Here is a 14,297-nt window from a genome sequence, read left to right as displayed (position 1 = left end):
ATATAGTAAATGCTATTTTTCTTTGTTATTTTAAGGGACAAGCCGTTTCAGACGGCCTGAATATTATGATTACCATTTTATATTTCGGTGTGCTCAAGCAGCAATTGAATACGGAGCGGGAAGAGATCAACTGGTCGGGCGGCACGGGCAGCGAATTGTTGGCTTTGCTGAACAGCCGCGGCGGCGAGTGGGCTCAATATCTTAATACTCAATATATTTTCCGTTTGGTGATTAATAAAAAAATCAGTAGCTGGAACGATATCATTCCCGATAATGCCGAAGTCGGTTTTCTGCCGCCGGTAACGGGGGGCTGATAATGCAGCCGCTTATCCGTATCCAAACCGCCGATTTCCATTTTCAACAGGAATACGACAACCTGCGCTTGCAGGGCGGTAATACCGGCGCGGTCGTCGGCTTTGTCGGATTGGTGCGCGACCGTGATAGCGATGTTCCGCTTTCGGCACTGTTTTTGGAACATTATCCTGAAGTTACCGAAAATGAAATTGCCCGCATTATTGAAGAAGCAGACAAGCGGTGGCCGCTCACCGCATGTACCGTTATCCATAGGGTGGGCCGTCTGAAAGCCGATGAGCAGATTGTATTGGTGCTCACGGCTTCCGCACACCGTAAGGCGGCTTTTGCGGCGGCGGAATTTATTATGGATTATTTGAAAACCGAAGCGCCGTTTTGGAAAAAAGAAATTTTTTCAGACGGCCTGGAAAAGTGGGTGGAGGCGAAACAGAGCGACAGAAATGCCGCATTAAAATGGGAGGAGAAATAATGACAATCAGTGCATTAATTATGGCAGGCGGCCAAGGGCTGCGTATGGGCGGGAAAGATAAAGGGCTGGTGCGGTGGAGAGGCAAAGCGTTTGTAGATTATGTGGTTGAAGCATTGTGCCCGCAGGTAGACAATATTGCTATCAGTGTGAACCGCAATTTTGAAGAATATGCCGAACGTACCCCCAATGTTTTCACCGATGCCCGCCAGTGGCAGGGCTTAGGGCCTTTGGCCGCATTGGCCACGGCCGCCTGCAATATCCAACTGAATATGTCGGAATGGCTGTTGATCGTGCCGTGCGATACTTTGCTACTGCCGGACGATTTGGTGGCAACATTTATTGCCGCTGCCGAGGAAGAGCCGTCCGTTCATGCATTTTATGCCGAAACCGCAACACAACCACATTACAGTGTTATGTTTATCCGCCCGCGTCTGCTGCAAAGCACACCTGCGTATCTTTCAACCGGTATGCGCACTTTGCAGGGTTGGTTGGAACAGCAACATGCACAGGCAGTGCAGTTTGATAACGAACAGAATTTTATGAATTTTAATTCCGAACAGGAAATAGAAAAACCGATATGCTAGATTTTGATACCGCATTGCAACAATTGCTCGACAGCCATACCTGCGGTTTGGCTACACTTGAATTGCCGTTGGCGGAAGCGGCAGGTTGTATTTTGGCCGAACCGCTGTATGCCGTTTACCCCAGCCCGATGTTTGATAACAGCGCTATGGACGGCTATGCCGTTTGCGATCCGGAAGGCCGTCTGAAAAGCTATACCGTTATCAGCCGCATTCAGGCAGGTGAACCTACGGCAGCGGCATTGCAGGCAGGGCAGGCCGTGCGTATCTTTACCGGTGCGCCGCTGCCCGAAGGCACAACGGCGGTGGTGCCGCAAGAGCAAACCGAAACAGACGGCGACAGCGTCCACATTACCGCTGATATCCGCCCCGGCCAACACATGCGCCTGAAAGCCGAAGAAATCGAAGTCGGGCAGGAATTGTTGGCAGCGGGCACCAGATTGAATGCCGCCGCATTGGGGTTGGCCGCTTCGCAAGGGTATGAACAATTGTCGGTATTTCAACCGCTTAACGTCACCGTATTTTCAAGCGGTAATGAAGTAACCGAACCCGGCAGGTCGCTGGGAGAAGGCAAAATATACGATGCCAACCGCTATCAGATGATGGCATGGTTGCAGGCGCGCGGCGTGGCCGTGACTGACGGTGGTATTCTCCCCGATGATTTGGCCGGTACCGAAAATGCGCTCAAGCAGGCGGCGGCAACGGCCGATGTGATTATTACCAGCGGCGGCGCATCTGTCGGGGAGGCCGATTATTTGAAACAGGCAGTCGAACGCGTAGGCACGCTAAGCTGCCACACTTTGGCGATTAAACCGGGCAAACCTTTTGCTTGGGGGCATATCGGCCGCACTGCCGTATTCGTGTTGCCGGGCAATCCGGTAGCCGCTTTTGTTACCGCCAATATGCTGCTGTTGCCCGTTTTGAATGTATTGGCCGGCCAACAAAAACGCTTGGGTTTGCCGGTGGTTACGGCACAAGCCGCATTCTCTACCCGTAAGGCCATTAAACGGCGCGAATTCTTGCGCGTGGCAACCGCCATAAATGAAAACGGCAGATTGTCGGCACAATTATTGCCGAATCAGGGCTCCGCCATGTTGGCGACTTGTGTGGCGGCAGATGCCTTATGCGAAGTGCCCGCCGGCACGGTGATTCAAGAGGGGGATACGGTGAAGCTGTATTTGTTGGTGTAGCCTTATTGATAAGTGTTAAAAACATTAAGGCTGTCTGAAAATGGCCTTAATTGATATCTGAAACGGCTATCTGCCGTATCAAATCGTTTTATAGTGAAACATATCGGCACCAGCCTGTATAATCTGCCGCTGATTCTTTTTAATTTCAGTTGATTTCCATTATGACTTTATCCGCATACCGGCAGCAGTTAAACGAAAAAGCCGAATATCTGCAAACGCTTTTTTCACCGTTAAATATACCCGAGTTGGAAATATTCGAATCCCCCGAAAAACATTACCGTATGCGTGCCGAGTTTCGTGTTTGGCATGAGGGCGAAGAGATGTTTTATGCCATGTTTGAGCGGGGTAAAAAAGCCGGTGGCGGGGCTTTGGTGCGCTGCGACCAATTCGAGCCGGCTTGTGCCGCTATTAATGATTTGATGCCGAAGCTGATGGCGGCTGCCGATGCGGTGCCGGTTTTGAAAAACCGTTGGTTTCAGGTGGAATTTCTTGCTACGCTTAGCAGTGAAATGTTGGTGACCATGATTTATCACAAGAAATTGGATGAAGCATGGCGGCAGGAAGCGGAAAAGTTGCAAAATGCTTTGGGCATTGCCATTATCGGCCGCAGTAAAGGGCAAAAAATCATTTTAAAGCAGGATTATGTAACCGAAACGCTGGAGGTGGGCGGGAAAAACTTCCGTTATCGCCAATATGAGGGCGGCTTCACCCAGCCTAATGCCGAAATCTGCCGAAAAATGTTGGCATGGGCCTGCTCGGTAGCTGCACCGTTAAACGGCGATATGCTCGAACTGTATTGCGGCAATGGCAATTTTACGCTGCCGTTGGCACGCTGTTTCGATAAAGTGCTGGCAACCGAAGTGTCGAAAACGTCTGTTCAGGCGGCATTGTGGAATATCGAAGCCAACGGCAGCGATAATGTAAACATCGCCAGATTGTCGGCCGAAGAGTTCACCGAAGCCTATGGCGGCGTGAGAACATTCCGCCGCTTGCAGGAACAGGGCATTGTGTTGGCTGACTACCGTTTTTCTACCATTTTTGTTGATCCGCCGCGCGCGGGGATTGATGATGAAACGCTAAAATTGGTGCGGCAGTTTGACAATGTGATTTATATTTCATGCAATCCGGAAACCTTGCGCAGTAATTTGGATGTTTTATCGGAAACCCACCACATACGCCGCATGGCATTGTTCGATCAATTTCCGTTTACCCATCACATTGAAAGCGGTGTGTGGTTGGAAAAGAAAGCCTAAATCCGGTTCATACTTTGATTGGAATAATGATTAAAAACAGGCCGTCTGAAAAGGTTTCAGACGGCCTGTTATGATTTTAAATCATTGTTACAGCAATACTTTTTCAATACCGCCGTTATTGGCTTTTTCCACAAACTCGTTTTGCCAGTTGTCGCCGAGAATATGTTTGGCCATTTCAACCACGATATAGTCGGCAGGCAGGCTGTTGTCGTCGGTATAACGGCTCAAGCCTTGTAAACAGGCGGGGCAGGAAGTCAGCATTTTCACCGGTTCGCCTTGCGGCAATTGCTGCAGGTTTTTTTCAATTTCTTCCTGTTTGCGGAATTTCACCTGCGTGGCAATATCCGGCCGTTTCACGGCAAACATACCGGATTCGCCGCAACAACGGTCGCTCAATACCACTTCTTTACCCATCAATTCGCCCGCCATTTTGGTGGGGTTCATGGTTTTGATAGGGCTGTGGCAAGGGTCGTGGTAAAGATATTGTTGCCCGGTAATGCCGTCGAGTTTAATGTCTTTTTCCAATAAAAACTCGTGAATGTCGATAATGCGGCAGCCGGGGAAAATATCTTCGAAACGGTATTTGGCCAATTGGTCGTAGCATGTGCCGCAGCTGACGACCACGGTTTTAATATCAAGGTAGTTTAAGGTGTTGGCCAAGCGGTGGAAGAGGACGCGGTTTTCCGTTGTCATCTGTTCGGCTTTGTCTTTATTACCGCCAGCATCTTGCGGATAGCCGCAGCAGAGATAGCCCGGCGGCAAAACGGTTTGTACACCGGCATGCCAGAGCATAGCTTGAGTGGCCAAGCCGACTTGGCTGAACAGCCTTTCCGAACCGCAACCGGGGAAATAGAAAACGGCTTCGCTGTCTTCGTTTAGTTGCGGATTGCGGATAATCGGTACGGTTTTGCTGTCTTCGATATTCAATAGGGCGCGGGCGGTACGGATGGGCACATCGCGCGGCAGCGGGCGGTTGATAAAGTGCACCACTTGTTCTTTGATGGGTGAACTGCCGGTAGTCGCTTTCGGTGCCTTTTTCTGACGGCCGGCGCCGATATGCGCTTTTTTACCCCAGCCATAAGCCAGATTTTGAAGTTTGAAGCCGGCTTGAACCACGCCTTTGCGCAATATATTGATGGTGCGCGGATCGGTGGCGTTAAGCAATGCCATACCGGCGGATACGGCGGGGTTGAATTTGCGCTTGCCGCTTTTGCGCAGATAATTACGGATAGCAACGGTAACATCACCGAAGTCGATGTTCACCGGGCAAGGCTTCACGCAGCGGTGGCAGACGGTGCAATGGTCGCCGACATCGTTGAGCTCGTCGAAATGGCGTAACGACACTCCGCGGCGGGTTTGTTCTTCGTATAAAAACGCTTCCGTTAACAGGCCGACGCCGAGAATTTTATTGCGCGGGCTATACAATAGATTGGCACGCGGAACATGGGTGCTGCACACGGGTTTACATTTGCCGCAGCGCAGGCAGTCTTTTACCGATTCGGCAATGGTTCCTAAGTCGGACTGTTCCATAATCAGCGATTCTACGCCGAGCAGTTCGAAAGACGGCGTATAGGCATAGCTGAGGTCGAAACCTTTCATGAGCTTATGGCGGTTGAAGCGGCCTTCGGGATCGACTTTGGCTTTGTATTCCCAGAAGGGTTGCATTTCTTCGTCGGTTAAAAATTCCAGTTTGGTAATGCCGATACCGTGTTCACCGGAAATCACGCCGTTGAGGCTGCGGGCGATTTTCATAATACGCGCCACTGCTTTATGGGCGGTTTGCAGCATGTCGTAATCATCGGAATTCACCGGGATATTGGTGTGGACGTTGCCGTCGCCCGCGTGCATGTGTAGGGCGACGAATACGCGGCCGCGAACGACTTTGGCATGGATTTTGGCCAAATCTTCCATGATTTTGATGTCGCTTTTACCGCTGAAAATTTCGGCGAGCGGTTTCATCACATCGGCTTTAATCGATACGCGTAAGCGGAAATCGCGGAAAGCAATAAAGCTGCTTTCATTGTCTTTCGCTTCCGGCGCGGTATGGATAGCCGAACCGTAGCGTTGTTTGTAAACACCCAATGGTTCGTCGAGGTTGGCCAACAGCCATTCCCAACGCTCTTTAACTGCTTGTACATGTGCCAAGCCATGATTGCCGCGTTCGCCCAAGATTTCTTGTCTGGGCAGGTCGGTGTCCATTCTATCCACAGGCAGCTTGCCTTGCAGGTATTGGATTAAGGCGTCACACAAGGCCAATTTATTTTTAATCGATAATTCGATATTGATGCGTTCGATGCCGTCTGAATATTCGCCTAAGCGTTCGAGCGGAATCACCACGTCTTCATTGATTTTAAAGGCGTTGGTGTGCTTGGCGATGGCGGCGGTACGGCTACGATCGAGCCAGAAAGTTTTACGTGCTTCGGGGGTTACGGCGATAAAGCCTTCGCCGTCGCGCGCCTGCGCCAGTTTCACGATATGTTCCGCCGCTTCGCTAACGGCTTGTTCGTCGTCGCTGACAATGTCGGAAATCAAGACCATTTTGGGGCGGCCTTTACCGGCGGCTTTGGTGGCATAGCCGACGGCACGCACATAGCGCCAGTCGAGGTGTTCCAAACCGGCCAGTCTCACGCTGTCGTGGCCGAGCAGATAATCGCGGATTTCGACAATAGACGGGGTGGCATTGGCAACGGTGCCGAAAAATTCCAAACATACGGTGCGGGTATATTTCGGCATGGTGTGTAAGACAAACGCCACGCTGGTAATGATGCCGTCGGTGCCTTCTTTTTGTACGCCGGGCAGGCCGCTGAGGAATTTGTCGGTAACGTCTTTACCCAAGCCGACTTTGCGGAATTTGTGGCCGGGAATTTCGAGGCGTTCGGTTTTAACGATATTGCGGCCGTCTGAATCGAGTGTGTGCACATCGAATATGGCGGTTTCTTCATCGTGGATTTTGCCGAAATTATGGCGTACCCGTTCGATTTTCAGCCATTCGCCTTGCGGATTCACCATTTTCCAGTAGGCCAGATTGTCTAAGGCAGTGCCCCACAATACGGCTTTTTTACCGCCGGCATTCATGGCGACATTGCCGCCCACGCATGAGGCATCGGCGGAAGTCGGATCGACCGCAAAAACCAGTTTGTTTGCAGTGGCGGTTTCTTCCACACGCCGTGTAACCACGCCGGCACCGCAATGGATAATCGGATGTTCACCTTCTAAACCGGGCAGGGTAACGTATTGAACGCCTTGGTGTTTGTCCAGTTTTTCGGTGTTGATAACCGCACTCATGGCATCGAGGGGAACGGCGCCGCCGGTATAGCCGGTACCGCCGCCACGCGGGATAATGGTGAGTTCGAGTTCGATTAATGCCTTAACCAGCGGTGCAATTTCATCTTCGGTGTCGGGATTGATGACCACAAAAGGATATTCGACCCGCCAGTCGGTGGCATCGGTAACATGCGACACTCGCGCCAAGCCGTCGAACATAATATTATGTTTTTTGGTGATTTTGCTGAGGCGGCTTAAAATCTGGCTGCGTTTGCTGCGGGTATGCTCAAAGTTTTGGTCGAAATCGGTTACTGCCTTTTCTGCGGCTTGCACGAGTAGGGCGACTTGTTCGTTATCGTCGCGGCGTTTTTGGATTTCGTTAAGGCGGTGACGCATTTCTTTAACCAGCGCGGCCTGACGGTGGGGGTGATCAAGCAGGTCGTCTATCAGATAGGGATTACGCATTACTACCCAAATATCACCCAGCACTTCAAACAACATGCGTGCCGAACGGCCTGTTTTGCGCTGTCCGCGTAAATCCTGCAATACATCCCACGTTTCCGAACCCAATAGGCGGATCACGATTTCACGGTCAGAATAAGAAGTATAGTTATAAGGTATTTCGCGTATGCGCTGCGGCGTAGCTGTGGTCATGGGTGGTTCCGTATTATTTTTTAATTTTGTTATTTATAAAAGCAATGGGTATTAATTACCAAAATTTGTTTTAATGTGCAAATATAAGGATAAATATTAAGCTAATTTAATGTAATTTCGATTGTTTTTCAATGGGAAATATCATTAAATCGTATATGGATATTTCAATACGACTGCTATTTTTGTCAACAATCTGTGTATTTTATTGTTAACAATCCGTATCATAATACAATGAATTGAGTGATAAGAAGTAGGATAGGGCTATGAAAAAATTTCAGAATGATTATGATAGATTTTTATACATTCCATGCTGCGCTGATTTTTTGTAAGATAAAGGCCGTCTGAAGGCGGTTGGTTTTAATGTCGCTCGGTGTGTGATTGAATAGGGGCGGTTGTTTCGGTATAACCGAAGCTTCATATTGTAAAAAGTAATGGTTTTATTAATCGTATAAAGAAAGGCCGTCTGAAATTGATGCCTGTTATCTTGATTATGCGTCCGCAAGCACGTATTGCTGCCGATGCAGCCGAATGTGAAGCGGCCGGCTGGCAGGCCGTTCCGTTTAGCTTAACGCGTATCGAATCGGAAGAGCAGGAATTGCGTTCACTAAATGAGCGTTTTCAGAAAGCGGATGCAGTTTTTTGGGTAAGTCCGAGTGCCATAGAAATTGCAGCACCCCATATTGAATTTTTTTCAGACGGCCCCGTTCAATTGACAGTCGGCGAAGCCAGTAAACAGGCATTGGCAGCTTTTTATCAGGGTGAGATTATTTGTCCGCCAACAGGAAACGATAGTGAAGCTTTATTGGCTTTAGATATTTGGCAACGGCTGCCGCCTGCTGCGAAAGTGTTGATTGTGCGCGGTCATGACGGGCGCGATTTTTTAAAAAATAATTTGATAAAACATGGGTTTTTAGTAGAAACAGCTGAAGTGTATTTCAGACGGCCTATAAGCCCCGATTGGGCATTATTTGAGGCAGTTAAGCCGCAGGCTGCTTATATTACATCGTCGGAAGCCGTCCGCATTTTATTTTGCGGTGTGCCTGAGGGAATAGCCGAATCGTTAAGAACCTTGTTATACTTCACACATCATCCGCGTATTGCAGAAGCTTTACACAATGGCGGTGCACAGAATATCAAGCTGGTGCAACGGTTGGATAAAGAAGTATTAATGCGCTATAAAAGAAAAATCGAAAATGAGACGGAGTGAAGCATGAGCGAAAACAAAGCGAATCCCCCCGAAGAAACACCGGATACCTCGCAAAGCAGTCAGGATTCATCAAAACAGATGCTGGTTGTTTCCCAAGACGGAACGGTTAGGCCGTCTGAAACCCCTGATAGCCAATCCGGTGAAAAAAACAGCTTGAAAAATAATAATGCTAACGCCGATAAGGGCAAAAAGACCCCGCCCGAAGAAAAAACAGGCTTTGCCGCCGCTGCCCCGAATAATCCGGAACCGACAGGAAATCTTATGTCAGAATCAAAAAATCCCCAATCTCTCGTTACCCCCGTTGCACCCGTTGTCATCAAACAATCTTCCGGCCGAGCTATTTCGGTTATAGCTTTGGTTTTATCTTTAGTGGCACTGGGTGCAGGCGGCTTTGTGTTTGTACAAGGACAAAATCTGTTGAAATCACAAGAGCTGGATTTCAATAATAAAATAGATAAAGCTGCATTGGGCGAATCGCAAAATGCTTCGTTGCTGCAAGAAAACCTCACCAAACAGGCACAAACGCAGGCGGTTTTAGAGCAGTTGGCGGCGGCACAAAAACAAAATGCCGAAGGGCTTGCAGCGGCTAACCGCGGGTATCAGGAATTGTTGAAAGGCCGTGCCGACTGGTTGGTAGACGAAGTTGAAACCATGTTGAATTTGGCGGAGCAACAATTGATTCTCACAGGAAACGTACCGGTTGCCATCAATGTGCTGGAAAATATCGAAACCCGTTTGAGCCGTTTCAATCAACCGGAACTGTTGCCGATTAAGCAGGCTGTCAGCAACGATTTGAGTGCCTTGAAAACCCGTGAGTATGTCGATGTTTCCGGTGTGGCCCTGCGTTTGGACCGTTTGGAAACTGCTTTATCCGGCTTACCGTTAATGGTGGACGGCACCTTGCAACCGAGTAATAACACCGTAGCTCCTGCCGCAGCCCCTGCAGCCAATCTGCCGTGGTGGCAGGATGCGTGGGAGAAAACGTTGGCAACATTAAAAGGCATGGTTGAAGTGCGCCGTTTGGAAAGCAACGATGCCATGCTGATTGCGCCCGATCAAGTGTATTTTATGCGTGAAAATCTGCGTCTGCGCTTACTTGATGCCCGTACAGCCTTATTGAAAAACAACGGTGAAATTTATCTTAATGATTTAAATATGATTGAGACGGCCGCTAAACAGTATTTTGATACCGCATCGCCCGCTACACAGTCTTGGCTTCAAGAGTTAGCCACATTGAAAGCATTGGATTTACAGGCCGTTTCCGATGATGTTTTGAAAAACAGCTTGAATGCCGTACGCCATTATCAGGAAAGTATTCGCCCGAATCATGCTGTCGCTTTGCCTGAAGCCGCTTCCGAGCCGGCTGCTACAGCTTCCGATGCAGCGGCATCTGCTCCGGCAGTACAAGCTTCTGCACCTGACGGTGCACCCGCTGCCGCATCCGAATCAACTCCTGTGGCACCGACTTCGCCTTCAACTTTGAAACCGAAAACCGAAGAAGAATCAAATACTGCCAAGCCGACAACCGTACCCCGTGAAAGCAAACCGGCTTCTTCTCCTGCCGCAGCAGTGAAAGGAGAGCGTGCATGAAAGCTTTGATTTGGATTATTGTTTTATTTGCCGCCGCAGTCGGGTTGGCCATTGCCGCCGGCTCTTATAGTGGTAATGTGTATGTGGTTGCCGAACAAATGATGTTGCGTATCAACCTGCATGCTTTTGTGGTCGGTTTGATTGTGTTGGTGGTGTTGCTGTATTTGTTGGTGCGTCTGATTGCCGGTATCTTAAATATTCCCGGTCGCATGCAACGCTTCGGTACCGCCCGCAAAGGCCGCAAAGCCACTCACGCTTTAAACAGTGCCGGATTGGCTTTCTTTGAAGGTAAATTTCAAAAAGCCGAACAAGAAGCAGCGAAAGTATTGGCCAATAAAGAAGCCGGCGATAACCGCACCTTGGCACTGATGCTGGGTGCCCATGCAGCCGACCAAATGGATGATATCGAACTGCGCGACCGTTATTTAAAAGATATCGAATCATTGCCGGCCAAGCAGCAGCTTTCTCGTCATTTGTTATTGGCCGAATCGGCACTCAGCCGCCGCGATTATCCGGTTGCGGAAAACCATCTCAATGCTGCCGCACAGATTAACGCCAGCCTCACCCGTTTGGTTCGTCTGCAATTGCGTTATGCTTTCGATAAAGGCAATGCCCTTGAAGTTTTGGATAAATCTAACAAATTGGTAAAAGCCGGTGCGATTAACGATTATGAAGCCGAACAATATCAAAACTGGGCTTACCGCCGCTTATTGGATTTGGCGACCGATCAAAACGGTTTGAAAACCTGTTTGAAAAAGATTCCCGATAATCTGAAAACAGGTGAATTGTGTGCTGCTATTGCCAAAAAATACGAACGTTTGGGTTTGTATAGTCAGGCAGTCAAATGGGTAGCCAATTATTATCCCAAAACCCATCAAGTCGAATTATTGCAACCGTTTGTTGAAAGTGTACGTTTCTTAGGCGACCGCGAACAACGTAAAGCCATTGATATGGCAGACGGCTGGTTGAAACTCAATCCGAAAGATGCAAGTTTGCTGATGCATTTAGGACAATTGGCCTACGACAAACAATTATGGGGTAAAGCCCAAGGTTATTTGGAAGCCAGCATTGCGTTACAGCCTGAAATATCGGCACGTTTGGCATTGGCTAAAGTGTTTGACGAATCCGGCCAGCAGGATAAAGCCGCCGAACAGCGTAAGCTGGTGTTGGAAAATGTGGTTGAAGATGATGAAGATTCATTGCCATTGTTGGAAAACAAATAATTTCAAAATCAGTAAATTTTAATCGGAAGGCCGTCTGAAACCGTTTCAGACGGCCTTATATTGATAAACGGATTAAAACCGAAAGCTTAAAATGAATTCACTACAAAACGATACTTTTTTGCGGGCATTATTGAAACAACCTGTCGAATACACGCCAATTTGGATGATGCGGCAGGCCGGCCGTTATCTGCCTGAATATAAAGCAACCCGAGCACAAGCCGGCAGCTTTTTGGAATTATGTAAAAATACGGATTTGGCAACCGAAGTGACCATACAGCCGCTGGATCGTTTTGATTTGGATGCGGCGATTTTATTTTCCGATATTCTGACCGTGCCCGATGCGATGGGTTTGGGTTTGTATTTTTCTGAAGGTGAAGGTCCTAAATTCGAGCGGGCGTTGCAACATGAGGCGGATATCGCCAAGCTGACCGTGCCCGATATGGCAAAATTGCAATATGTTTTCGATGCCGTTTCTTCTATCCGCCGCGCTTTAAACGGACGGGTACCGCTTATCGGCTTTTCCGGCAGCCCGTTTACCTTAGCCTGTTATATGGTGGAGGGCGGCAGCAGTAAAGAATTCCGCACTATTAAAAGTATGATGTATGCGCGCCCTGATCTGTTGTATAAAATTTTAGACACCAATGCGCAGGCGGTAACCGCTTATTTAAATGCCCAAATTGAAGCCGGTGCCCAAGCGGTTCAGATTTTTGATACTTGGGGCGGCGTGTTGAGTGATGCGGCTTTTGAAGAATTCAGCTTGCGTTATATGAAGCAGATTACAGACGGCCTCAAGCGCGAACACGAAGGCCGCCGTGTGCCGGTTATTCTGTTTACCAAGGGCGGCGGTTTATGGCTGGAAAAAATGGCGCAAACGGGTGCGGATGCATTGGGTTTGGATTGGTCGTGCAATATTGGCGAAGCGCGCCGCAGGGTCGGGGATAAAGTGGCATTGCAAGGCAATTTTGATCCTTTTGCCTTATTTGGCACACCCGAAAGTATACGCAATGAAGCGGCGCGCATCCTGGCAGCTTTTGGTGAGGGCAGCGGCCATGTGTTTAACTTGGGTCATGGTATCAACCAACACACTAATCCGGAGCATGCCAAATTGCTGGTTGATAGCGTACACGAATTATCCCGTCAATATCATTCTTCTAAATAACATTATTTAATCATCAAAATAAGTCTATTGAAAAAAGGCCGTCTGAATATTTTCAGACGGCTTTGGGCTTTTAATGGTTATATTATTTGGGTTGTTTTGCTATTAGTGTATAGAAAGACTTGCAAACTTTTCGGGCTGAGAGTATTTTGATATTTTTTATTCATCTTGGGATTGTCGTTATGGTAAGAAAAGTTCCCACTGTTTTTGGCAGTGTTTTTCATAAAGATATGCCGGTATTAGCTTTTGAAAATGGCGCATGGCAGGATATACGTTGGCAGAGTTCGGAAGCATTTCAGTTGAGCCCGGGTGCGCATTCTCTGCATTACGGCAGCGAGTGTTTTGAAGGATTGAAAGCATTCAGACAAAATGATGACAGTATTGTATTGTTCCGTCCGGATGCAAATATTACCCGTATGCAGCAAAGTGCCCGTTTGTTGAGTTTACCTGTTCCGGATACCGATGCTTTCCATCGTGCATTGTTCGAGTTGGTGGCGCGTGCGGCCGATGAAATTCCTGAAGCACCTGCTTCATTATATTTGCGTCCGACGCTTATCGGTACGGATCCGGTTATCGGTAAAGCAGGGGTAGGTTCAGATAATGCTATGTTGTATATTCTGGCCTCTCCGGTTGGTGATTATTTTAAACCGGGCGCTCCGATGAAATTATTAGTGGAAACCGAACATATGCGTTGTGCGCCGCATATGGGGCGTGTGAAATGCGGAGGAAATTATGCATCAGCTCTGCCCTGGACGGTTAAAGCCCGCAAAGATTATGGCGCGCATCAGGTGTTGTTCTGTCCGAATGGTGATGTTCAGGAAACTGGTGCTTCTAATTTTGCGTTGATTAATGGTAATGAGATTATCACCAAACCGCTAACAGACGAATTTTTACACGGTGTTACCCGTGATTCAATGTTGAAAATTGCTGCTGATATGGGTTATCAAATTAGCGAACGCAACTTCACGGTTGATGAACTGCGCGCTGCTATTGAAAACGGTGCCGAAGCGATTCTCACCGGTACGGCAGCGGTGATTTCTCCGGTAACGGCTTTTGTTATTGACGGTCAGGAAATTGAGGTTCAAAGTCAAGAAAAAGGTTATGCAATACGTAAAGCGATTACTGATATTCAATATGGTTTGGCAGAAGACCGCTATGGATGGTTGGTAAAAATTGATGTTTGATTGCCTTGTTTGAATCAAGTTTTTGGAAAGGCTGTTTGAAAGCATGTTTTCAGACGGCCTTTTATTTTGGAATATTGAATTTTTTAAAGTATATCATTTTGTTGTGACCGAAATTTTTTACTTTTTTATTATATTGATATTGATTTAAGGTACACTTAACTTTGAATTGTAAAAAGTTTTTTCAGACGGCCTATATTGTAACAATACAGGGTTT

11 protein-coding genes are annotated in these 14,297 nt (G+C 48.1%); 10 read left to right on the top strand and 1 reads right to left on the bottom strand.

Features of this window, described 5'->3' with window-relative positions:
* Positions 1 to 65 precede the first annotated feature (65 nt).
* The 5 genes from D0T92_RS07775 to trmA all read left to right on the top strand — a co-directional run bounded on the left by D0T92_RS07775 (position 66) and on the right by trmA (position 3,805).
* The gene (locus D0T92_RS07775) at positions 66 to 314 is read left to right on the top strand and encodes a MoaD/ThiS family protein (RefSeq protein WP_151051749.1); all 249 of its coding nucleotides are present in this window, start codon (positions 66 to 68) and stop codon (positions 312 to 314) included.
* 2 nt (positions 315 to 316) lie between these two features.
* Entirely contained in the window at positions 317 to 781 is a 465-nt protein-coding gene (locus D0T92_RS07770) for a molybdenum cofactor biosynthesis protein MoaE (RefSeq protein ID WP_151051747.1), read from the top strand.
* A complete protein-coding gene (gene mobA / locus D0T92_RS07765) occupies positions 781 to 1,365 on the top strand; it encodes a molybdenum cofactor guanylyltransferase MobA (RefSeq protein WP_151051745.1) in 585 nt (194 codons plus the stop codon). Before D0T92_RS07770 ends, mobA begins: the two co-directional genes overlap by 1 nt.
* Complete coding sequence (locus tag D0T92_RS07760; RefSeq protein WP_151051743.1) at positions 1,359 to 2,552, top strand: molybdopterin molybdotransferase MoeA; 1,194 nt, start codon at positions 1,359 to 1,361, stop codon at positions 2,550 to 2,552. The genes mobA and D0T92_RS07760 overlap by 7 nt, the downstream gene beginning before the upstream one ends.
* Before the next feature lie 161 nt (positions 2,553 to 2,713).
* On the top strand, positions 2,714 to 3,805 hold the full coding sequence (trmA, locus tag D0T92_RS07755) for a tRNA (uridine(54)-C5)-methyltransferase TrmA (RefSeq protein WP_151051741.1): 1,092 nt from the start codon (positions 2,714 to 2,716) through the stop codon (positions 3,803 to 3,805).
* Positions 3,806 to 3,892: 87 nt separating this feature from the next.
* Here the strand turns inward: trmA and D0T92_RS07750 are convergent, their stop codons facing one another.
* The gene (locus tag D0T92_RS07750; protein ID WP_151051739.1) at positions 3,893 to 7,723 is read right to left on the bottom strand and encodes a DUF3683 domain-containing protein; all 3,831 of its coding nucleotides are present in this window, start codon (positions 7,721 to 7,723) and stop codon (positions 3,893 to 3,895) included.
* 472 nt (positions 7,724 to 8,195) lie between these two features.
* Between D0T92_RS07750 and D0T92_RS07745 the strand changes: the two genes are divergently transcribed.
* The 5 genes from D0T92_RS07745 to ilvE all read left to right on the top strand — a co-directional run bounded on the left by D0T92_RS07745 (position 8,196) and on the right by ilvE (position 14,083).
* Positions 8,196 to 8,930 (top strand): uroporphyrinogen-III synthase, encoded by a 735-nt coding sequence (locus D0T92_RS07745; RefSeq protein ID WP_151051737.1) that lies wholly within the window; start codon positions 8,196 to 8,198, stop codon positions 8,928 to 8,930.
* 261 nt (positions 8,931 to 9,191) lie between these two features.
* On the top strand, positions 9,192 to 10,520 hold the full coding sequence (locus D0T92_RS07740) for a uroporphyrinogen-III C-methyltransferase (protein WP_225315175.1): 1,329 nt from the start codon (positions 9,192 to 9,194) through the stop codon (positions 10,518 to 10,520).
* Positions 10,517 to 11,743 (top strand): heme biosynthesis HemY N-terminal domain-containing protein, encoded by a 1,227-nt coding sequence (locus D0T92_RS07735; protein WP_151051735.1) that lies wholly within the window; start codon positions 10,517 to 10,519, stop codon positions 11,741 to 11,743. The genes D0T92_RS07740 and D0T92_RS07735 overlap by 4 nt, the downstream gene beginning before the upstream one ends.
* A 91-nt stretch (positions 11,744 to 11,834) precedes the next feature.
* Positions 11,835 to 12,902 (top strand): uroporphyrinogen decarboxylase, encoded by a 1,068-nt coding sequence (gene hemE, locus D0T92_RS07730; protein ID WP_151051733.1) that lies wholly within the window; start codon positions 11,835 to 11,837, stop codon positions 12,900 to 12,902.
* Between the two features lie 179 nt (positions 12,903 to 13,081).
* Positions 13,082 to 14,083, top strand: a complete 1,002-nt coding sequence (ilvE, locus tag D0T92_RS07725; protein ID WP_151051731.1) for a branched-chain-amino-acid transaminase — start codon at positions 13,082 to 13,084, stop codon at positions 14,081 to 14,083.
* Positions 14,084 to 14,297 lie beyond the last annotated feature (214 nt).

It is taken from the genome of Neisseria zalophi, assembly GCF_008807015.1.
GTDB classification, from domain to species: domain Bacteria; phylum Pseudomonadota; class Gammaproteobacteria; order Burkholderiales; family Neisseriaceae; genus Neisseria; species Neisseria zalophi.
This window is presented reverse-complemented; position numbering and strand designations above follow the sequence as displayed.